This window comes from Palleronia pelagia, from assembly GCF_900110115.1.
Classification (GTDB): domain Bacteria; phylum Pseudomonadota; class Alphaproteobacteria; order Rhodobacterales; family Rhodobacteraceae; genus Palleronia; species Palleronia pelagia.
The window spans coordinates 119,477-140,671 of sequence record NZ_FOCM01000001.1 but is presented as its reverse complement, the minus strand read 5'-3'; the positions used below and the strand labels follow the sequence as shown (position 1 = coordinate 140,671).

Sequence of the window (21,195 nt, the reverse complement as noted above, 5' to 3'; positions counted from 1 at the left end):
GGCCTCATGGGGCCTCCCCCAGGCGCGCTCGGGCGACGTCTGCGAAGGCGTCACCGCTGCCCGCCAGCACGGCCTGTTGTCCCGTGAACGCCTGCCAGCGTTGAACACAGACGTCCAAATAAGCAGGATCAAGTTCAATCGCGCAGCAGACACGTCCAGTCGTCTCGGCAGCAATCAGGGTCGTGCCGGATCCGGCGAACGGCTCATATATTGCCTGTCCGGGGCTGGAGTTGTTCAGGATTGGTCGACGCATGCACTCGACCGGCTTTTGAGTACCGTGCACGGTCTCGGCGTCCTGGTCACGGTTCGGAATCGACCAAAGCGTTGACTGCGTGCGGTCGCCAGACCAGTGTCCCTTGCCCCGCACGGCATACCAGCAGGGCTCGTGCTGCCAGTGGTAGTGCCCCCGGCTCAGAACCAGTCTCTCCTTGGCCCAGACGATCTGTGCGCGGATGTCGAAGCCGGTGTCAACGAGGCCCTCGGCAACGGTGCCCGCGTGCAGGGCGCCGTGCCAGACATAGGCGACGTCGCCCGGAAAGAGCGCCCAGGCCTCGCGCCAGTCGGCCCGGTCGTCATTGCCCACCTTTCCCGTCCGCTTCGTCTTCGCCGCACCAGTCTCGTTGCGCCAGGCCGGGTCGTAGCTCACGCCATAGGGCGGATCGCTGACCATCAGGTGGGGCACCACACCAACGAGCAGCCGCGCAACGGCGTCGGGGTCGGTCGCATCGCCGCACAGCAGCCGGTGGGCCCCGAGGCACCAGAGATCGCCCACGCGGCTGACTGGATCGACCGGTGGCTCCGGCGTCGCCTCCTCGCCGTCCTTCGCGAGCCCGCTAGACAGCAGCGCGTCGAGCTCCGCCCCCTCAAAGCCGATCTCGCCCAAGTCGATCCCGAGATCGCCGAGGTCGGCCAGCTCAAGACCGAGCAGCTCCCGGTCCCATCCCGCCCGTTCGGCGAGACGGTTGTCTGCGAGAATGTAGGCCCGTTTCTGCGCCTCAGAGAGGTGGCCGAGTTCGATCACCGGCACCTCGGCGAGCCCCAGCTTCCGCGCGGCCAGCACTCGGCCATGACCCGCGATGATCCCGTTTTCGCCGTCGACGAGCACCGGGTTGTTGAATCCAAACTCGCGGATCGATCCGCCGATCTTCGCGATCTGTGCGCCAGAATGAGTTCGGGCATTTCGGGCGTAGGGGACGAGTGCGTCGACCGAGCGCCGCTCGACCGTCTGCGCTCCCGGCATGTGTTCTGCGTGACGCTCTGCACCGACCATGACCCCGCCTCGGATTACCGAAGCACACTCGCTCCGTTCTGCGGCAGAATATCAGAGATTTAACTAATTGTATTTATGTCGTTTTACGAAGACAAAAGACATAAGCCGACAATTTACTGGGAACCGCTCATGACGCGCGATGCTGGACTGGCGCGAGAGACAGCAGCGCTGGCGCTTTTAGACGCCCGCCTTTCCACAGCGATTTAGGCGACATTTCTCTTATAAGTACTGATAGGGATTTGTCGCATAAACAGACGAAGGGCGTTCAACGCCGGATCGTGAGTTCAGCTGCTCCGGTCCAAAAAACTCGATGTCCGTGGTGGAGCGCAAAAGAAACTACGATGATCGTGCGAGTGCTTGGGACCAAAGCGGCCGACGTTTCCGGGCGCTGCGATGTTCTGCTGTACTGACGAAGCGGCCCTTCACTGCTACTGAGCCCAATCCCGCTACCGGAAATCTGCTTGCGCCAAAAATGGTGCTTTCTGGACTTGTCCGATCATGATGCCGAAGCGACAGCGATGTACGTTCTAGAATGCCGTCATATCACCTAACCTGCGGTGCGATGGCATTGTTGAGAACGTCGTGGAAGCGCGCGGCGATACTTTGAAAACCATCGGAGGTCCCGTGGATCTCGTCGTTCCAGTCAGTCACCCTTGGGAGGGCACCGCGACAATCTACCAGCCAGATACCAGTCTCGCTCGCGTCGCCCGCTAAGCCGGAGAGCATATCGTAGAGCCGGTCCAAGAGGAAAACGATCACTTCGCGCCGCAACCGTGCGTCGTCAATACCGTGGTGCGAGAAGGCCGAACCCAGCCACTGGTCTTGTTTGGCATAGCGCGGGTCGCGCCATTCAGGCGCTCCGCCGACCTCGGGCGTCGTCGGATAGGGAAACGGGTAATCGTAGCCGTGGATCACGATCGGCAGCTTCGAGAACGGCGGCAGGTGCGACGGACGGTCGGCGCTGTCCAAGCCCCGGACGTTGGCGATTACCGAGCGGTAGGCGTGTCTCAGGCTGCCGAGCCGGCGCTCAAGCTCCTCCATGTCTACCACGTCGCGCACATCCGGGTCCGCACCCACGGGCGCGCGCAAAAGTTTCCGTAGCGCGGGAACGGCATCCCCGGTGGCCAGGTCCTCGCCGATGATGTCGTTGCCTGCGGCCGAGAATAGGAAGGCCTGCACGCGGCTGCGATGGCGCCAGAGTTCGGTCAGGAACTCGGCCCCGCCGCGCCGGGGTGGGCCGAAGACCATGTTCTGTGCCGTGTCGCCGGCCGCACCGAACGACGCAATGGTGTAGTGCGGGCGCAGATGGTCGATGACCTCCTTGATGAGGATCGGGAACTGGAACCAGCTGTCGCCTTCCGAGACCAAAAACGGCCGCTCGTCGCCATTCTGGATGCGCGCGCGGGTCTCGCGATGCCGTCGGAACCGGGCGGCGGCATTGCCGATCGCCATCGCGCTTTCGAGTTCCTCTTGAAGCTCGGTCATCTCGACCTTTTCCGGATCGGGGCGAAGCACGAACTCGAAGCCGCTCGCGCCGCGCTCGATCAAGGAGTAGTCTAGGATGCGCTCGTCTGGCGTTTTGGGATCGCCAATCATCTCGAGGTAATCGGCGTAATCCAGCTTGCCGAGACCGCGTGCCGTCTCCTCCGGATCGTTCGTCATGGCCTCCCCCTTCGCCACGGGTGCTAGGGCGGAGCCTGCGGCGGAAGTTGCCCCTAGGTCAAGTGGCCGTCACATGCTAGCCTTTGCCTAACGACCGAAGGGTGCGTATGACCTCTGAAGATGAGCCCTCTGACGGCCAAGAAGCTCACGATGCCGTGCTTGCGGAGGTTGAAGCGCGTCGGCAAGCCCTGAATCGCCAAGCAGAGGATGGGTATGGCGGCATGGTGAGCCGTATCGCTGCCGAAACCGTGTCAGCGAAGGTGCGCGGCGCGCTGCCCGCCGATCCCGACAATCGGCGGGCCAAGCGGGTTGCGCGCGACGAGACCGTCACGATGCGCGACCTCTGGGAGTTGGCCCAGTCCGGCATCATGCCACCTTTGGAGCGGGAGGCGACCGTGGGGCGCAGCGATTTCCTGCGCGTAGACACCTTCGTAAAGGGCCTCGTCGCCGCACGCTCGATCGGACGTCTCGACGCGCTCGGCGGCTCCTATTTCGGCACCGGCTTCATATGCGCACCAGGCATGATCATGACGAACAACCATGTCCTGCCGTCGGAAACGGTGGCCTCTTTGACCGAGATCGGGTTTGAGACGTATGACGGCCGGACCGTCTTCCCGGCTTGCGACCTTGCGCCGGACCACTTCTGGTGGACGGACGAGGGGCTCGACGTGAGCATCGTGGCACTCGACCCCGCGAAGGGCGCAGAAATCTCGCGCCGCCTCGGCTGGCATCCCATGATCCCCGACCAGGGCAAGATCGCGCTCGGCGACCCGACGGGCGTCGTCCAGTACCCCAAGGGCATGCGCAAGTCGGTGGTGCTGCACGACTCGACCGTGGTCTTCCTTCAGGACCACCGCGAGAGCGAGTTCGACCAGGCGCTATGGTACACCTCGGACACGGAGCGCGGAGCCTCGGGCTCGCCGGTCTTCAACCGCCACTGGGAGGTCGTCGCAGTGCACCATGCCACGGTTGCGGCTCGCGACAAGGAGGGCCGACGGATCGATGAGCTCGGCAATCCTGTTTCCGACGAGGAATACGACCGTAACCCAAGCCTCGCCGTACACGTTGCCAACAAGGGGATACGGACGTCGCGAATCGTGAAAGGGCTCACGGGCGCCAAGTTCCCGGAGCGCCCGAAGCACGCCGCGATCCGGGACCGCATCTTGGCCGACTGGCAGATGGGCAACGGCCAAATCGATGTCCGCCGCGCCATGCGCGCCGTAATTGCGCGCCAATGGGACGAGATCACAGGCGCTGCCGATGACCCGCTGAACGGAGTGCCCGCCGTGGGCCCCGAGCTCGAAGCGGCGCGCCGAGCGCCTGACCGCACTCGAGGCGACCTGCTCGATCAACTGCTTGATCGCGTCGCACCCAATGGGAGCCTTAGTATTACACTCAATTGGCACCGTGACTAAGAGGTTGATTCCGCCGGTACCGGAAACGGTTTCGTTTTGGCCGTCGACTGCCTCGAACCAGACCCTCACCGTGGGTGTGCAGACGGCAGCTGTGTGGGACAAACCACTACTTCGCTGCGCCAGGTTCCGACGGCCGCTGTTTGCGCATGACGACGTCGCGTTCAAACAGGGAGGGCGGGGATCCGTCATACGCCGCAAGCGCGAAACTCAATTTGTAGCCACGCGATAGCGGGCATTCACGTGAGGATTACTCGTCGTGCAGGCAGTAATGGCTGCGCGTCGCCAACACTTGCCCGCTCGGCTCGAAGAGCGCGAAGACCGCTCCGCCGCGTCCGCCATCGGTGAACTCCATCAACGCATCATAAGGCCTGACCAGAGCCGTAACTTCGTCCTCCGCGAGCGGTGTCGCCGAGAAACCGAGCCCGAAGAATTCGATCCCGATTTCGGTGTCGAGCCGCACTTCCGTGGCATAAATCGCGTTCGCTGCGACCGGGCGGGCCGCAAGACCCTGGCCCAGGATCGGATAGGGGCCGGATGGCGAGAGTCCCACGCCGAACACCCAGCCTTGTTCGGAGGCCGCATAGTCGAGCGACACGACATCGCCGGACCGGCAGAAGCCGCCCTGCGAAAGTGGAATAGCTTCGCTGCCCGATGAAACCGCCCACGATGCGGAGAGCGCCACCGTCCCGACCTGCACGTCGAGCCCGGGAATGGTGACACTGATCATGCTGCGGTTGAGGCGTTGCAGATCGGCGCCGAGATAGCCCGTGCGGGAAGCGGCGAAAAAAACAGCTATCAGGCCGAGTGCAATTGCCGCGCGCGCGCCCCACCCGGCGCTTGTCCAGGCTGCGGCCAGCTTCTCGATCAGCAGCTTCAGCATTGCGCCTCAGTCACGATAGGCCAATGCAAAACCAGAGACCGACTTGCCGCTGATTTCCCGCATCTGCGGCTCCTGCACATCCATCCAAGTCGTGCGCGAGCTATGCTGGAATACCTGCTCGTGCGTGTAATCGAAGACTTCCTTCAAATCGACGAAGCGGTTCGGGATGCTGTCGTGGCTTTCTCCATCGAGGGCTTTGATCAGGAAATGCGTGAATACGCCGTTCTGAAGATCGGTGTCTTCCCAGGACAACTGATCGGCAGAACTGGAGGTCAGGAAAATCCGGTTCGGCGCGTCGAGAAGTTGGTTCGTCAAGAGCGCGTCATAGGTCAGCCCGGTTCGCGCATCCGTCTGACCTTTCGAACCGGCAGAGGAATACCCGCTGCGGCACGCATCGAGAACGAAGATGACCTGCCGCGCCTTGCTTTTCCGGACCCAGTTCTCAAGGTCGGCGATGGGCAAGCCGCTTTCGACATTGTCTTCGACCGAGTCGCTCAACATCAGATACACGTCCTCTTCGTCGTAGCGGTCATAGCTTCCGTGGCGGGAAAAGAAGACGAGCACGATGTCGTTCTCCTCCGCGCGGAGTAGCAGCTGGCGCATCGCGGTTACGACCGGAAGCCGACGCGCTTTGGCACCAATCATCGGCTTGACATTCCACTCGCCTAACCGGCCGCCGCGCAGGAGGCGTTCGAAATCATGGGCATCGTTCTCCGCATATCGTAGATCCTTCAGCGGTCCGGGCGTGCCCGGGTCCGGCAGAGCCTCGTAATCGTTGATCCCGATCAGCAGCGACAAACGCCGTCCAGGCGTGCCGAGCGGGCTGTCCTCGGGCGGCGTGAGCCGCCGCGACTGTACCTCACCCCCCTTGCCGTCCGGTCCGACGGACAAGGCGGCGATCTGCATGTTGTGAACGAGAATGCTCTGATACCGGGACATCGCCCGATCGATCAGGTTCTCGATCCCGCAGATATTGTGATGCCCTTCCAGCCACCGATTTAGCGCCTGCTTGCCGGGTTCGGGTCCGAGCGCATCGAAAGCCGCCGCGGCAGTGAACCTCTGATACGGGCTCGACACGCTCGGATCGCAGGGCGCTTCGCTGTCGATGCCCGCTGGCGGTTGGATGCTGACTGTGTTGATCTGCGGTTCCGGCTCGGGTTCGACCGGCGGGACCACAGCAGCAACGCTGAAGCTGACCTGTTGGATCAGGGAATCTTCGGACCACGGCACCTGCTGCCCCTCGGTGGTGCGGACGACCTTCTGCCTGACAAGCCGCAGGGTATCTCCGATCTCCGCCGTCGGCGTGGCATATACCGCTTCCAGAAACGCCTCCGCGAACGGACTGAACGAGCCCGCACCGTCCATCGCCACGGCGCCGGGCGACGTTGAATAGACGAGCATCGTATTGGTATCGAATTCGGCAGGCCGGACCAGTCCGTTTAGGTCGCCATCGCTTGACGCAAGATCGAACGGATCGTCCCGACAGGCATCGAAAATGGCAATGAAGATTTCGGCAGCCTCGGACAGGCTTTCGACCACCTCGTCCATGTTGATCGCGTCTTCTTTCAGCTTGGCCTGACATTCCTCTTTCTGTTTGCAGACAAAATCCGTGGCGAACAAATAGTTCGTCCGGTCATAGGCCATTCCATGCCCCGCGTAATAGAACATGACCTGCTCATACTCCGGCGCGCGCTGTTCCACGGTGCGCAGTGCGTCCCGGAAGACATCCTCATTTGCGTTGGTCAGAAGGACGACATCATGGCCGAGGCGCGAGAAGAGCTCGGCGACAGCCTCTGCGTCATTGGTCGGGTTCTGCAAAGGAGGAAGTGCGTTATAATTCGAGTTTCCCACGACCAGCGTCAGGTAACGACCGTCTCCTGCTTGCAGTTCCGGCGCCGGTTTCGGCGTTATGATTTCCAGCCCAGCCAAAGCGGGCAGAGCAACGAAAACAAATGCGACCACAACAAGTAAACGGCGTATCATCCCAAAATCCCATAAAAATTTCGGTCCGTCGTTTGTATCATAGCACAGATTCGGGGTTTGCAGGAAACACGTCGTCGCGCGTCGTCCAGATCTGGCGAACGCTCTCGGGCATGCGCGGGCCGAGCTCTGCGTTAAGCCGCACCAGCAGTTCCTGCTGATACAGGCGGGCGCGTATCAGCGTGACCACGTCAGCGCGCGCGTTTCTGGAAACAGATAATCACAGCCGAGATAAGTGTCGTTCTCGTACCGGGCGATCCAAGTGAAGGCCCTACATAGGGTGAACTCGCGATACTGCCAGTGCAGGCCGGTCAGATCTTCCTCGAACGAGAACTCCTTCGGCCAGTCGCCGAAGAACCCATTCAGAACGTCGGCCGAGCTCATCACCGCCTCGAAATTCCATCCATTTGTTGGGCGGTCAGGGGCGTCATCCGGAAGCTTGGTAGATCGAAGCTGCGCGGCAGATCAACGTCCGCAAGGTCCGCATTCCTCCGAGATGTGTGACTTCGCCGACAGCCTGATCTTGCGGGCGCGGCGAATGTCTCTTCCGGTAGGCAGCACTGCAGCATCGCGATGGTAGGGTGAAAGGCGGCTCTGGGCTGATCCATTCGGAGACTAGAGGCGGCACTGCACGCTTCTCACACATTTGAACGAGCCGCAGCATCAGGTACTCCGGCCTCCTTCCAGCCATTCGCTGATCGTCGGATGAACGGCTGCTTTGCGGGTCCTCGGGCGGCAACCGATACTATCCGCTCAGAACTTAAGATTGTCATCTTCGGCTCTTCAGGCCAAAGAAACCGAGCCCGCGTGCGAGAAGTTGGCGAGCGGCGCGTTGTCGACGTCGGTCGACCAGACACGCTACCGCCCATGTCCGCGTCCCGCGCGCGGGTATCGCGTACGGCCTACCTATGCCCTGTGTCGGTTGGTGAGCCCTTGAGCGGTAGGCATAGGACGACCAGCCCCGGCTCTTGCCGAGACCGGCCCCACTGCCTTCGGCTGTCCGTGTCGGCCGGAGCCGCCCCGTCGCTTCAGGCCCTTTCGGTCGCATGACCAGCGCCGAGAGGTCGACCGCTACTTGCGACACCTGGTCTGATGCCGGGGAACGCGCTTCGATCTTCCGGACTGCGCTTGGCATGTGTTCCCGCCCCGTGGTGTGCCGTTTCGGAAGTGGCGCCACGGTCATTCAACCCTCCGCCAGCCTCGGCCGACAACCCTGGATCGACGATCCGCCATCGGCCCGACCATCATGCATCACGATATAAATAACTGTAATATAGTCATTTTTAGAAACGCGCCGCCAAGAGCCGACAACAGTAAAGCACCAGGCTCTCAAGGCCACGTTCAGTCAGTCGTAGCCCTGCGCTAATTCGTATTCTACCGGCCCGTGTCGCACTATCCATTCATCGGGAGATACCGGATGCTGAACAACCGCGCTTACATCGGCGAGGCGGTCCACAAGGGCGAGAGCTATCCCGGAGAGCACGACGCCATTATCGACCGCGAGACGTGGGCCCGCGTTCATGCGATCATGAAGGAGAGTCCTCGCAAACGCGCTGCGCGCACCCGCGCCGAGACGCCCGCGCTGCTGAAGGGTCTGCTGTTCGGCCCAGATGGCGCCGCGTTCTCGCCGACGCACACCCGCAAGGGCGACAAGCTCTATCGCTACTATGTCAGCCAGACGGTGCTGAAACACGGCGCCGGATCGTGCCCGGTCGGCCGCGTGCCCGCGGGCGAGATCGAGTCGGCGGTCATCGACCAGCTGCACGCTGTCTTCCGCCAGCCCGAGATCGTGGCAGGGACGTGGAAGGCGGCGCGCGCCCACGAGGGCGACATTACCGAGGCCGACGCGCGGGCAGCCCTGCAGCAGTTCGACCTGCTCTGGGACGAACTCTTCCCCGCCGAACAGGCGCGCATCTTGGCGCTGCTGGTCGAGCGCGTCGACATCGCCACGGATGGGCTAAACGTTCGGCTCCGTGTCGACGGCCTCGGCAGTCTCGCGCGCGAGATGTTGGCCGGTAAAGTGGAGCGCGCGGCGTGACCCGCGCAACGCCGATCCCCGACACCGTGACGCTCCACGTCCCGTTCCGGATCGTGAAGCGCGGCGGGCGCAAAGAGATGCAACTTCCGGAAGGCGCTGCCCAGCCGCGCCGGAAGGACAGCACGCTGGTCAAGGCGCTGGCGCGCGCCTTCCGGTGGAAGCGGATGCTGGATTCCGGGGAGTTCACCACGATCGCTGAACTGGCCGAGCGCGAAGGGATCGCGTCCTCCTACATGACCCGCGTCCTGCGCCTGTCCTTGCTCGCGCCCGATATCGTCGGTGCCATCCTGGACGGGAAGCAGGGGCAAGCGCTGACGCTGGCGCGTGGGATGGAGCCTTTCCCACTCGTATGGTCGGACCAACGGGTAGAATTATCCTGAGCGAAGCGAACGGCCCGAACCGGACGTTCGCGCCACCACAAGTGAAGGTCGGCTCCTGCAAACGGAACAGCGACGCGGGTCTGTTGACCGATAGCTTGCTATAGCTTCACGCCGATCGCGTTCCCGGTCTAATCTTCAGCGATCGCGATCTCGCGCGCAAGGTCGGGCGACGACAGGCCGAGGGTAGATCGTCTTGTGGTAGAGCGGTATGACTTCTCGGCCTGCCTCAGGCTGCCTCGCTGGCGGCCAAGGATGCGAGCCGGGCGCCCAAATCGCGGACCGACCGTGAAGCGGCCGCCTTCGACGCTTCATGCCTGTGATCGGCGAATTCCTGGTACTCGACGCCGACATGGTGAAACTCGGACATGCCAAGATACCGGGATACGGAACGCAAATGCGGGACGAGATGGTCGCCGCCCTCGTTCAACTCGCCTGATCCGAAGCCGAACTCGCCGCATGCAGTCAGTGCGATGACAGTCTTGCTCGATAGCACCGGCTCGAGCGGCCGGTCGCCGCGTGCGAGGTCGAAGGTGAAGGTCTTGTTGACGCGTACCACCTGATCGAACCACGCCTTCAGGCGGCACGACCATTGCGTGGCGCACTCCACCGGCACGCCGCCGATGCGGCTGGGCGATATGGCGTACCTGCTGCTGATCACGGTCGCCGCCGCCGTCCTGACAGGACTGCTGGCCCTGCCGGTCACGCTGGCGAACGGGCCATCCGCGCACGAGGCCGCCGCACCGTTAGTCGTCGCAGGTGGCCCGGTTCCCGCGCCCCTGGGCTGACAGCGCATCCCGCACACGCCGTCGCCGATGCCTTCGTCGCCGCAACCGCCCGACCCATGCCCGGCAAAGGCAAACCCACCCCATCCCGGCCGTCCGCGCCAGCGGTCCGCCAAAACCCCCCGGAAGGAGCAATGAAATGGACCATGACCCCCACCACGCCTGCGGCTGCGACGTCACGCCCGAGAAGGTCGACATGGCGCGCAGGCGCCTGATGAAAGGCGCGGCCGCCGCCACGGCCGCCGGCACCTTGACCGCCGGCGCCGCCATGGCCGCTACCGACGAGGCCCGCGCGCTTTACGCCGATCCCGATACGCCGGGCCTGCCGCAGATCGACATGGAAATCGCGCCGGGCCGCACCGCGCTGGTCGTCACCGACCCCCAGATCGACTTCCTGTCCGAGGACGGCGTCACCTGGGGCGTCGTGGGCGAAAGCGTGACCGAGCAGGGCACCGTCGACAATATCGAGCGCCTGTTCGCCGCCGCCAAGGCGGCCGGGATGCCGGTCTTCATCTCGCCGCACTACTACTACCCCCATGACCACAGGTGGGAGTTCGAAGGCACGCTGGAGCGCACGATGCATTCCATCGGCATGTTCGACCGGCCCGGCCCCCTTGATCTCGACGGCTTCGAAGGGTCGGGCGCGGACTGGATGCCGCAATACAAGAAGTACATCGAGGATGGCGAGACCATCATCTGCTCGCCGCACAAGGTCTACGGCCCTGCGCAGAACGACCTGAACCTGCAGCTGCGCAAGCGCGGGATCGACAAGGTGATCTTGGCGGGCATGTCGGCCAATCTCTGCACCCAGGCGCATCTCTACGAGATGCTCGAGCTTGGCTACGAGGTCGCCGTGGTGCGCGACGCGACCGCGGGCGCGAAGGTGCCCGAGGGCGACGGCTATCTCGCCGCGATCATCAACTTCCGCATGGTCGCCAACGGCGTCTGGTGGACCGACGACGCGGTCGATCGCATCGCGCGCTCGGCCTGACCCGGCAGCCCGGTGACACCCAATTCACTCCAAACCCCTGAAAGGACCCTTCCAATGAAAATGATCATCAGCCTGCCCGCCGTGGCCATCACCCTCGCGCTCGCGTCTGCCGCCTTCGCCGCCGACGAGGTCAACGTCTCCAACGGCCTGACCGCGACCGGCAACCCGCTGGGCCTGCACGGCACCGACCCCGTTTCGATGTTCGGGGGTGCAGGCCCGCGGATCGGCGACGCGGGCTTCACCTCGGAACACGACGGCGTGGATTACTACTTCGCCACCCAGGCGGCCAAGCAGCAGTTCGACGCCGACCCGGCGGCCTTCCTGCCGCAATTCGGCGGGTTCTGCGCCTTCGGTGTCTATCTCGGCAAGAAGCTCGATGGCGACGTCCGCTACGCCGACATCGTCGATGGCCACCTATATCTCTTCGTCAATGCCGCGACCCTCGAGAAATACCTCGAGGATCCGGAGACGGTCATCGCGGGCGCCGACGCGCAGTGGCCGAGCATCGAATCGACCCGCGTCGGCGATCTCTGAGCAAAGATCGCATTCCTCTCCCGGGTGCCGATCGTCGGGACCCGGGATTTCCGTTGCACATGATGGCTGGAGCCCCGTGAAACCAGCCATCTCTCAAACCTCACAGAAGGGCCGCCAACATGACACGTATCCTCAGAGTCGACGCAAGCGCCCGCACCGGGCGTTCCCTTTCGCGCAAACTCGGCGACCAATTCATCGATGCATGGATCGCGCACGAACCCGAGATCGACATCACGGTGCGGGACGTCGGACGGAGCCCGCCTCCGATCATTACCGAGGCGTGGATCGCGGCTGTCTTCAGCACCGAGATAACCGCGCAGCAGCGCGAACTCACCAGGATCTCCGACGAGTTGATCGCCGAGGTGGCGGCGGCTGATGTCATCGTTATCACGACGCCGATGTACAACTATGGCATGCCCGCGGCTCTGGTCTTCGGTCTGGTCTGTCTGTCGGTCTTGCGCATGGCGGTGGCCCTTCTCTGGGCGGAAAGGCCGCGCCGGGATCGTGCCAGCGCCCGACCTTTCCGGTGGTCGATGCGGGCACGCTATCCCTGCCCCGCCAACCCGGTATCGGCCCGGCCTGCCAAGCGCTTGGCTGAACCTGCCATGCACTGCGCGAAGCACGGGCACGGGGTGGCGGGCGTCGCGCAATCACGATCTGTCGGGGGGACTTGATTGAACGTCGCCGCGGTGCAGCCCGGACCAAGGCCCGCGCGTCAGGTGGTCCAAGGGGCACCCGGGGCCGCGCTGACGCGCGCCTTTAGCGGGCCGGACCGTGCTGCTTGAACTGCGAGGGGGTTTGACCGCTCCAGCGCTTGAAGGCACGGCTGAAGGTGCTCTGCTCGGAAAATCCGGTCAGGAACGCGATCTCGGCGATCGAGCTGGTGCTGTCGCGCAGAAGCTCCTGCGCCAGCGAGGCTTGCGCCTCGGTCACCACGTCGCGGAATGTCAGCCCTTCATCCGAAAGGCGACGGTAGAGCGTGCGCTCGCTCATCCCCATGTCCCGCGCGATCTCGGCGGCTTGCGGCACCCCGTCGCTCAGCGCGGGGGTCAGGCGCCGCAAGAGCTCGGCCCGCAGGTCCAGCATCTCGTGGCGCAGCATAATGGCGTTTCGGGCGGCCCCGAAGCTCACGGGACAGCCGAAATGGGCGGCATAGTGATCGGGGTCGCCGCGGCACGGGTGCCGGAACGACACGTGCTCAAGCACCAGATCGCCGTCGACGAAGAGCCGCATGTTCCGGGCGAGGGCGGCCAGCGCGCCCTCGTTGCGGAAGTCGAGCGCGGGATGATGCCCCGTCCGCCCTTCGAAAACCAGGGCCGCGGGGTCGTCCGAGCCGTCCAGGTGATAGATCGCGGTGTCGGTGACCACGCGCCAGTACCGCTCGATCCGTTCGAGCGAGGCCCGCAGCGTCGGCGCCGTCTTCATCGCGAGCCCCAGCACGCCGATATCATCGGCGCGGATCTCCTTGGCATAGGCCGCGAGCAGCGCGATCTCGTCGCCGTGGCGCTGGCGGATCCAGTCGAGGAGATCGAAGTAGTCCGTTTCGGAAATACGACCGTCGCGCGGCCGCGGCAGCCGGCGCACGGCGACCCCGCCCGAGATCAGGACACCGTCCTCTCTCAGCTCCATTCCGGCCGCCTGGGCCATCGCGCGCGCGAATGCGTTGGTCACGGTGGGCATGGCCAACGCTAGGCCGGAATCGCTCGCGGCGCCAGTTCCACGCGTTGGCCGCCACGACGGCCCGCGCATTCAGGGGCGCGCCTGCCGCCGCATGGCAGGACGGCCGGCCAACTGCCCCTCCAGGTCCGCGATCCGTTCGGCCAGGCGCGCGATCTCGTCGTCGCGCTCGCCATCCGTGTGGCGGACGGGGATATGCCTGGGGCAGTTCCAGTCGAACGCGGCCAGGCGGATGACGATGCCGCGCTCGGCCCGCGGGCCGTCATCGCCGTTCAAAAGACCCACGATATCGGGATCTTCGGTGATCCGGGCGCGGCCCCACAGCTTCAACCGTTCGCGGCGGGCATAATCCACGGCGATCAACGAAACCCGGTCGTCCAGCCGCAGGTTGCCCACGCTGATATACTGACGGTTCCCCGCGTAGTCCGCGTATCCTATCGTGCGCGCGTCGATGACCTTCAGGAAACCCGGCATGCCGCCTCGGAACTGGACATAGGGCCAACCCGTCTCGGACACCGTCGCCTGGTAGACCCCGTCCCGCGCGGACAGGAACGCCGCCTCGCGCGGGCCAAGTTCCGCGCCGTCGTCGCGGTCGGGCGACAGGACGCGCGCATAGGCGTCAGCCGATCCGAAGCGTTGCTGCTCGGCCCGGACGCGCGGCGTGAAGGCGATATCGGCAAAGGCATTCGGCATGGTGCACCTCCTATAGCCCGAGCTCCGACAGGCCCGGGTGATCGCCGGGCCGCGGACCGAGCGGCCAGTGAAAGAGCCTCTGGTCCGGGGAGATCGGCAGGGTATTGATCGACGCGATGCGCTGGCGCATGAGCCCCTCGGCGTCGAACGCCCAGTTCTCGTTTCCGTAGCTGCGAAACCACGCGCCGCCGGCGTCCCGATGCTCGTAGGCGAAGCGGACCGCGATGCGGTCGCCGTCACAGGCCCACAGCTCCTTGATCAGGCGATAGTCCAGCTCTTCGGTCCACTTGCGGGTCAGGAACGCGATAATGCGGTCGCGGCCCCGGAACATCTCGGTCCGGTTCCGCCACCGGCTGTCCGGCGTGTAGGCAAGCGCGACCCGTTCCGGCGCGCGGCCGTTCCACGCGTCCTCGGCCAGGCGAACCTTGGTCCGTGCGGACAGCGTATCGAAGGGCGGCAACGGGGGACGTGTCATGGCAGTGGTCCTGGTGGCAGGGGCAGATTGCACCCCGGTCGCGCGGGAGGGGGGAGACGGGACCGCGACCGGGGTGTCCGCGGTGTCACGCCGCCGAGGCGGTGACGACCGGGAAATCGATGGGCGTGTCGAACGCCTCGTTGAGGTAGTTGGTCAGCGTGTTCAGCGCGACATGCGCCACGATCTCGACCATCTCGGCGTCGGAATGTCCGGCCATCCGCACCGCGGAGAGGTCGGCCTCCGAGACCTGCCCCCGCGCGCGCACCAGCGCCGCCGCGAACTTCACGGCTGCATCGGCCTTGGGGTCCGATGACCCGCCCGCGCGGTTCGCGGCGATCTCGGCCGCGTCGAGCTTCGCCACGTTCGCGGCCAAGTAGGCGTGCGCTGACAGGCAGTAGTCGCACCCGTTGATCTGGGCCACCGCCAGCGCGATCCGCTCGCGGGTCTGGGGCGCCAGGCTGCCCTTGGCGAGCGCACCGCTCAGCCCGACATACCCCTCCAGCGCGGCGGGGCTGTTGGCGGTCAGGCGGAAGAGGTTCGGGACGCTTCCGAGCGACTTGCCGACGCGCTCGAGAAAGGCTTGGGACGCGGCCGGAGCGGCCGAGATCGAACCGGGTATTTGAATGCGGGACATGGCTGGCTCACTTTGCTGGTTTCCATGTACCGACTGTCGCGATTGAGGCCGCGATCGTCTTGGCCTGCTCTGCCAGGCCTTTGGCTCGATCTGCCACGTTGGTCGTGATATGGATACCGCGAGGGCCAAAACCGTGACGACCGACACGATCATCGATGTAGCCGTTCCCGTCGCGGTCTTCGTGATGATGTTCGCGCTTGGCCTCGGCCTGACAGTCGCCGACTTCCGGTCCTCCTTGAAACGGCCAGGGGCTCTCTTTCTCGGGATCGCGAGCCAGATCGTTCTGGTTCCGATCGTGGGTTTCCTGTTCGTCTCGGCCCAGCAACAGGATGCGGAGCTTGCCCTCGGCATCGTGCTCCTCACGCTCTGCCCCGGTGCGGCGATGAGCAACCTGCTGACGCGGATTGCCGGCGGTGACGTGGCCCTGTCCGTATCCCTGACAGCGGTAAGCAACCTCCTTTCGGCGGCGACCCTGCCGGCGCTGTCCGTGCTGGCGGCGAACTATTTCCTCGGCACCGAGGGGACCCGGGTCGCCTTCGAAGATCTCACGCTGCGCGTCATTGCGCTTGCCACGGTTCCCGTCCTTTTGGGCATGGCGATCCGCTACCTCGCGCCCCGCCCCGTCGAGAGCCACGAGCTTGCCATCTTCCGCATCTGCTCCGCCGTGTTCATAGCGATCATCGGCTGGTCCTTCATAGAAGTCGCCGACACCTTGCGATCCGGCCTAATCTTGATCGGGTTGCAGCTTTTGCTTCTCACCTTTCTGCTTCTGGGCCTCGGCCTTGCCCTCGGACAGGCCTGCGGTCTGTCCGCGCCGCAGCGGACGACCATCGCCGTAGAGACCGGCGTGCAGAACAGCGGGCTGGGGCTTGCTGCGGGGGCGATGTTGTGGGGCGATGCGGCGGGCTTTCCGCTCTACGCGACACCTTCGGTCGTCTACGGTGCGCTGACCTATGCAATGACCTTTCCGGTGGTCATCCTGCTCTCGCGAGCATGGCAGCGCGTCTGAGGTCGGAACATCAAGCGAGGGCTACTCGGTCAAGAGCCGACTTCGAGAACAGCAGCGGTCATTGGGTCAGTGCGCAGCGAAGGTCCGCTTCCCGCCCTTCCCGTCGAGCTTCAGGTTGTGCGCAGTACATCTGTATCGGCGTGTGCGCTTCACCCGGCGGCTAGCGAACGTTCGATCTCCGTTCCGTGTGGTCGAACGCGACCCCAGTCGAAGTATTCAGGTCGCGCAGAAAGAAATCCATGCTTAACAGTGCCTTACAAGCTATTCACCAAATCGGCGCAGTCATGAGGTCCAGAGAATATCTGGCCTGAGAGACCGCTTCCGTGCCTTCTCGCGCCTAGGGCAGTGCTCAGCCCCTCCCGCATAACCCTCGAAAACAACGGAAAAATCCTGCCGCAGCCGGATCGGGAGAACGCGTTCGCAGGGGCAAGTGGCGGAGCGACAGGGATTCGAACCCTGGAGACGGTTTCCCGCCTACACACTTTCCAGGCGTGCGCCTTCGACCACTCGGCCACCGCTCCGTTGGCAAGCGCCTAGCGCATCTTCCCACCCTTGCGCAAGGGCCGGTGGACGCCGCGCGGGCTCAGGCGAGGTGCAGGGTGATCCGGCGCGAGGTCGCGGATTTCTTCTCGACCTTGCCCAGCCGCAACCGGCCGATCTGGCCAGTGGTGGACACGTGGGTGCCGCCGCAGGGTTGCAAGTCGACCTGATCGTCGCCTTGGCCGATGCGTACCAGCCGGATCCGACCGGCGCCGCGCGGTGGCTGCACCGACATCGTCTTCACGAGGCCCGGGTTGGCGTCGAGCTCGTCCTCGGTGATCCAGTCCGTGCCGACGGCCAGGTCGCGGGCCACCAGGTCGTTCAGCGCCCGCTCGATCGCGTCCTTGTCCTCGGGCGGATCCGGCATGGCGAAGTCCAGACGCCCCTTCTCGACCGAGATGGCCCCGCCCGTCACCGGCAGCGGCACCACCACCGACAGCAAGTGCAGCGCGGTGTGCACGCGCATGTGGCCCCAGCGCCGGTCCCAGTCGATCGCCTGCTCGACCGGAAGCCCCTCATCGGGCGCGGCGCCATCGGCAAGCCGCAGGATCGGCGCGCCGTCCGCCCCCTTTTCGCAGATCGTGACCTTGGCCTGCCCGCCGTCCCATCTGATCTCGCCGGTGTCGCCGGGCTGGCCGCCGCCGGTGGCGTAGAACAGGCACGGATCGACCCGCACCCAGCCGTCGCCGGTCTCGACCACCTGGCCCGTGGCGGTCTTACGGAACGGATCGTCGAGATGCAGAAGGTCGGTCATGCGGGGCTCTCCGGGGTCGAGGCATCGGGCTGCGAATGTGGCGCGTCGGGGCTTGGCGCCCCTGCCCCGCCGGATGCGACGGGGCGCAGGCTCTCGGGGTTGCGCAGCCACAGGTCCTGCTGCGGGAACGGGATCTCGATCCCCTCCTCGGTGAAGCGCTTTGCGATGGCGTGGAGCAGGTCGCTTTGCACCACCACGATGAAATTCACGTCGCGCAGGATGGCGCGGATCTCGAAATCGAGGCTCGAGGCACCGAAGGCGCGGAAAAGGATCGCCGGCGGCGGGTTCAGCATCACCATCGGATGCGCCTCGGCGACCTCCTGCAGGATTTCGGCCACCCGCTCTGTATCCGAGCCGTAGGCCACGCCCACCGGCACGATCACCCGGCCCACGTTGTTGCCCCGGGTCCAGTTGATGACCGAGTTCGACACCAGATCGGCGTTGGGCACGATGACGTCGGTGCGGTCGAAGGTCTCGATCCGGGTCGAGCGCACCGAGATGTCGCGCACGTAGCCCATCTGGTCGCCCACCTGGATCATGTCGCCCTCGGAAATCGGGCGTTCGATCAGCAGGATGATGCCCGACACGAAGTTCGACACGACGTTCTGCAGGCCGAAACCGATGCCGACCGACAGCGCACCGGCGACGACGGCCAGCGAGGTCAGGTCGATCCCCACGCCGGTGATCGCCAGAAGCGCCGCCAGGAAGATACCGATGTAGCCGACGCCCGACACGATGGCGTTGCGCCCGCCCACGTCCAGCCGGGTCTTCGGCAGCACCGTGTTGCGCAGCGTGCCCTGCACCAGCCGTGTCAGCGCATAGCCGATGACGAAGATCAGCAGGAAGGCCAGGAAATCCGTGGGCGAGATCCGCGTGTCGCCGAAGGCAAAGCCCGCGCGGAACCGCGACCAGACCTCGGTCAGGTCGGCGACGCGTGCGCCCCAGATCAGCGCGTAGACCGGCAGCGCGGCCAGGACCAACAGGAACCCGATCAGGAGCGGGGCGAGCGCCTCGCTTTCGCCCTCGGCCGTTCCGGTCAGCAGCGCGTAAAGGTCCGAGACCAGCTTTTGCAGCAGACCCAGGACCGACGTGACGCCAAGCGTCATGGCCGCGGGGACCAGCACCGCCTGCGCCGCGTTGGAATAGCCGACGGCGGCCAGGAGCACGCCCAGAACGCCCGCGATGATCGACAGCCGTCCGATCAGCCGCAGAAGCGAACTGCCCACCCTCTGCGTCCCGCTCTCGTCCGTATTGCCACGCCCCATCCTGATCAGGATGCGACCGATGCTGAACAGCAGGCAGCCAAGCAGAACGCGCGGCGCGAATTTCAGGACGTCCACCGGGACGTCACTGCGCCCGGTCACGTTTGCCAGCAGCGCCACGGCGAAGATCGCCGTCACCGCGTAGCCGATGAGAACGCTGTGCCACCGAAGCGACGTGAGCGGGACGTCATCGCCGCGCCAGAACGGCTGCGCCGTGGCCTCGCTGCCCAGAAGGACATGGGCCAGCCATTTGGAAACGAAGATCGGCATGGCGACCAGCGGCAGTGCGTCCAGCACCGTCATCGCGGCCCCGTCGAACAAGCCCGTCAGCGCCGCGGCGCGCGCCAGGAAATAGACGCCGAGGGTCGGGAACAGGATCTGGCCCAGCGACAGCAGGAAGAAGACGACACCGCGGCCCCGGGTCGAGTGATTGACCGCCCAGCCCGAGATCAGGCGGATCCACCAGCGGCTGCGGAAGATCAGCAGAAGGGCGACCAGCGCCAGTGGCACGGCGGCGGCCAGGCTGTCGAAGGCCCGCGCCCGCTGACCGGGATCCTGCCACGCCTGGATCACCGGCGTCGCGACGGTGTCCCATCCCTCGAGCAGCAGGTCCGCGGCCCCCAGCCAGTAGGCCGGGTTCAGCGGGCTTGCTTCGCGCGCCAGCAATTGCTGAGCGTATTGTTCGCGTATGGTGCGGTCGATCTGGCCGATCAGGCCATTGGCGAGCGTAAATGCCTCTTCGGCGGCGATGACCGGGGCGCGCAGTTCGGCCAGCTCCTCGTTCAGCTCGGCGCGGCGTTGCGCCACGTCTTCGGCCTCGGGCTCTTCCCCCTCGGCCGGGGGCGGGCCCAGGGCTTCGATCTGGCTTTCGACGGTGGCGATGCGGTTCGCGTTGATGTCCTGCGCCGCCAGGAAGGCCTCGCGCCGCTGCGCGACATCGGCGCGCAGGTCCTCGAGCGTTCCCACGGTGGCGAAGCCGTCGAGCGTCTCTTCGACCTCGGACGTCAGCTCGGACCAGGCATCGTAGTTCGGGCGGGGAATATCCTGCGCCGTGACGGCCCCTGCGACAAGCAGCAGGACCGCGCACAGCCAGGCGCGCAAAAGCGGCATCACGTGTCGACGAAGACCGAGGGCATCATCCGCTCGGATCCCTTGCGCAGCCACTCGGGCACCGGCAGACCCTTGCTGTCCAGGAACTCGGGGTTGAACACCTTGGACTGATAGCGCGTGCCATAGTCGCACAGGATCGTCACGATGGTGTGGCCCGGCCCCAGCTCACGCGCAAGGCGCATGGCGCCCGCGACGTTCACGCCGGTGGACCCGCCCATGCAAAGACCTTCGTGCTGGAGCAGGTCGAACACCACCGGCAGCGCCTCGGCATCGGGGACGCGGTAGCAGAAATCGGGACTTAGCCCCTCGAGATTGGCGGTGATGCGCCCCTGCCCGATCCCTTCCGAGATCGAGTCGCCGGGATTTTCTTCCCCGGTGTAGATCTTGTAGAGGCCTGCCCCCTCGGGATCGGCGAGGCCGATCTTGACGCCCTTCGGCTGCAGCACCTGCGCGACACCTGCGAGCGTCCCGCCCGAGCCCACGGCGCAGATGAAGCCGTCGACCTTGCCGCCGGTCTGGTCCCAGATCTCGGGGCCGGTGGTTTCCACGTGCGCCTGCCGGTTGGCCACGTTGTCGAACTGGTTGGCCCAGATGGCGCCGTGCGGCTCGGTCTTGGCCAGCTGTTCGGCCAGGCGGCCGGAATATTTCACGTAGTTGTTGTCGTTCTTGTACGGAACGGCAGGCACCTGCACGAGCGTGGCACCAGCCAGCCGCAGCATGTCCTTCTTCTCCTCGGACTGGGTCTCGGGGATCACGATCACGGACTTGAAGCCCAGCGACGCGCCGACGAGGCTGAGACCGATGCCGGTGTTGCCGGCGGTGCCCTCGACGATGGTGCCGCCCGGTTCAAGCAGGCCCTTTTCGACGGCGTCGCGGATGATGAACAGTGCGGCGCGGTCCTTGACCGACTGGCCCGGGTTCATGAACTCGGCCTTGCCCAGGATCTCGCATCCCGTGGCCTCGGACGGGCCGTGCAGCCGGATGAGGGGCGTGTTCCCGACGGCGGCGGACAGGTCGCTGTGGATCATTTGGGCGGCTCCCTCGGATTTGGGCGGTGCTATGCGGTGCCGATGGTTGTAGGCCCCGGCCGGGCCCCTTTCAAGCGACCA

At 65.1% G+C, this 21,195-nt stretch carries 19 protein-coding genes, 1 tRNA gene and 1 pseudogene; 7 read left to right on the top strand and 14 right to left on the bottom strand.

Translation table 11 applies throughout. The annotated features are described in order from the left end of the window. Positions 1-4: 4 nt before the first annotated feature. A complete protein-coding gene (locus BMX96_RS00700) occupies positions 5-1,270 on the bottom strand; it encodes a site-specific DNA-methyltransferase (protein ID WP_407944643.1) in 1,266 nt (421 codons plus the stop codon). A gap of 543 nt (positions 1,271-1,813) precedes the next feature. Then, complete coding sequence (locus BMX96_RS00695) at positions 1,814-2,932, bottom strand: hypothetical protein (protein ID WP_091843146.1); 1,119 nt, start codon at positions 2,930-2,932, stop codon at positions 1,814-1,816. 107 nt (positions 2,933-3,039) lie between these two features. Between BMX96_RS00695 and BMX96_RS00690 the strand changes: the two genes are divergently transcribed. Further along, positions 3,040-4,347, top strand: a complete 1,308-nt coding sequence (locus tag BMX96_RS00690; RefSeq protein ID WP_091843143.1) for a trypsin-like serine peptidase — start codon at positions 3,040-3,042, stop codon at positions 4,345-4,347. A gap of 247 nt (positions 4,348-4,594) precedes the next feature. On the opposite strand, the gene BMX96_RS00685 is transcribed toward BMX96_RS00690, so the two are convergent. The 3 genes from BMX96_RS00685 to BMX96_RS00675 form a co-directional block, all read right to left on the bottom strand. Further along, the gene (locus BMX96_RS00685; protein WP_091843140.1) at positions 4,595-5,227 is read right to left on the bottom strand and encodes a hypothetical protein; all 633 of its coding nucleotides are present in this window, start codon (positions 5,225-5,227) and stop codon (positions 4,595-4,597) included. A gap of 6 nt (positions 5,228-5,233) precedes the next feature. Further along, a complete protein-coding gene (locus tag BMX96_RS00680; RefSeq protein ID WP_091843138.1) occupies positions 5,234-7,210 on the bottom strand; it encodes a caspase family protein in 1,977 nt (658 codons plus the stop codon). 174 nt (positions 7,211-7,384) lie between these two features. Beyond that, positions 7,385-7,591, bottom strand: a complete 207-nt coding sequence (locus tag BMX96_RS00675) for a hypothetical protein (RefSeq protein ID WP_091843135.1) — start codon at positions 7,589-7,591, stop codon at positions 7,385-7,387. A gap of 1,027 nt (positions 7,592-8,618) precedes the next feature. Here BMX96_RS00675 and BMX96_RS00670 point away from each other — a divergent pair. Continuing rightward, a pseudogene (locus BMX96_RS00670) lies at positions 8,619-9,245 on the top strand (recombinase zinc beta ribbon domain-containing protein); the annotation flags it as partial. Then, on the top strand, positions 9,242-9,625 hold the full coding sequence (locus BMX96_RS00665; RefSeq protein ID WP_091843133.1) for a hypothetical protein: 384 nt from the start codon (positions 9,242-9,244) through the stop codon (positions 9,623-9,625). The pseudogene BMX96_RS00670 and the gene BMX96_RS00665, both read left to right, overlap by 4 nt. A 226-nt stretch (positions 9,626-9,851) precedes the next feature. On the opposite strand, the gene BMX96_RS00660 is transcribed toward BMX96_RS00665, so the two are convergent. Beyond that, on the bottom strand, positions 9,852-10,328 hold the full coding sequence (locus BMX96_RS00660) for an NAD(P)H-dependent oxidoreductase (protein ID WP_214606816.1): 477 nt from the start codon (positions 10,326-10,328) through the stop codon (positions 9,852-9,854). 218 nt (positions 10,329-10,546) lie between these two features. On the opposite strand from BMX96_RS00660, the gene BMX96_RS00655 reads away from it, so the two are divergent. The 3 genes from BMX96_RS00655 (at position 10,547) to BMX96_RS00645 (ending at position 12,606) form a co-directional block, all read left to right on the top strand. Next, positions 10,547-11,398, top strand: a complete 852-nt coding sequence (locus BMX96_RS00655; RefSeq protein WP_175481619.1) for a cysteine hydrolase family protein — start codon at positions 10,547-10,549, stop codon at positions 11,396-11,398. Between the two features lie 54 nt (positions 11,399-11,452). Continuing rightward, complete coding sequence (locus BMX96_RS00650; RefSeq protein WP_091843127.1) at positions 11,453-11,932, top strand: YHS domain-containing (seleno)protein; 480 nt, start codon at positions 11,453-11,455, stop codon at positions 11,930-11,932. Positions 11,933-12,051: 119 nt separating this feature from the next. After that, positions 12,052-12,606 (top strand): FMN-dependent NADH-azoreductase, encoded by a 555-nt coding sequence (locus BMX96_RS00645; RefSeq protein WP_091843124.1) that lies wholly within the window; start codon positions 12,052-12,054, stop codon positions 12,604-12,606. Between the two features lie 85 nt (positions 12,607-12,691). Here the strand turns inward: BMX96_RS00645 and BMX96_RS00640 are convergent, their stop codons facing one another. The 4 genes from BMX96_RS00640 to BMX96_RS00625 form a co-directional block, all read right to left on the bottom strand. Beyond that, positions 12,692-13,612 carry an AraC family transcriptional regulator gene (locus BMX96_RS00640; RefSeq protein ID WP_091843122.1) on the bottom strand — a complete coding sequence of 307 codons (921 nt, stop codon included), beginning with the start codon at positions 13,610-13,612 and terminating at the stop codon, positions 12,692-12,694. 69 nt (positions 13,613-13,681) lie between these two features. Then, a complete protein-coding gene (locus BMX96_RS00635) occupies positions 13,682-14,302 on the bottom strand; it encodes a pyridoxamine 5'-phosphate oxidase family protein (RefSeq protein ID WP_091843119.1) in 621 nt (206 codons plus the stop codon). A 10-nt stretch (positions 14,303-14,312) separates the two neighbouring features. Then, a complete protein-coding gene (locus BMX96_RS00630) occupies positions 14,313-14,777 on the bottom strand; it encodes a nuclear transport factor 2 family protein (RefSeq protein WP_091843116.1) in 465 nt (154 codons plus the stop codon). A gap of 85 nt (positions 14,778-14,862) precedes the next feature. Next, entirely contained in the window at positions 14,863-15,411 is a 549-nt protein-coding gene (locus BMX96_RS00625) for a carboxymuconolactone decarboxylase family protein (RefSeq protein ID WP_091843114.1), read from the bottom strand. Positions 15,412-15,544: 133 nt separating this feature from the next. Between BMX96_RS00625 and BMX96_RS00620 the strand changes: the two genes are divergently transcribed. Continuing rightward, positions 15,545-16,420 carry a bile acid:sodium symporter family protein gene (locus BMX96_RS00620; RefSeq protein WP_175481618.1) on the top strand — a complete coding sequence of 292 codons (876 nt, stop codon included), beginning with the start codon at positions 15,545-15,547 and terminating at the stop codon, positions 16,418-16,420. Between the two features lie 431 nt (positions 16,421-16,851). Here BMX96_RS00620 and BMX96_RS00615 read toward each other — a convergent pair. The 4 genes from BMX96_RS00615 to BMX96_RS00600 form a co-directional block, all read right to left on the bottom strand. After that, positions 16,852-16,941: transfer RNA gene (locus BMX96_RS00615), tRNA-Ser, on the bottom strand. 62 nt (positions 16,942-17,003) lie between these two features. Beyond that, positions 17,004-17,714 carry an alanyl-tRNA editing protein gene (locus tag BMX96_RS00610; protein ID WP_091843108.1) on the bottom strand — a complete coding sequence of 237 codons (711 nt, stop codon included), beginning with the start codon at positions 17,712-17,714 and terminating at the stop codon, positions 17,004-17,006. Further along, positions 17,711-20,086 (bottom strand): DUF3772 domain-containing protein, encoded by a 2,376-nt coding sequence (locus tag BMX96_RS00605; protein WP_091843105.1) that lies wholly within the window; start codon positions 20,084-20,086, stop codon positions 17,711-17,713. Before BMX96_RS00605 ends, BMX96_RS00610 begins: the two co-directional genes overlap by 4 nt. Next, positions 20,086-21,114, bottom strand: a complete 1,029-nt coding sequence (locus BMX96_RS00600; protein ID WP_091843102.1) for a cysteine synthase A — start codon at positions 21,112-21,114, stop codon at positions 20,086-20,088. The genes BMX96_RS00605 and BMX96_RS00600 overlap by 1 nt, the downstream gene beginning before the upstream one ends. Positions 21,115-21,195: the final 81 nt, after the last annotated feature.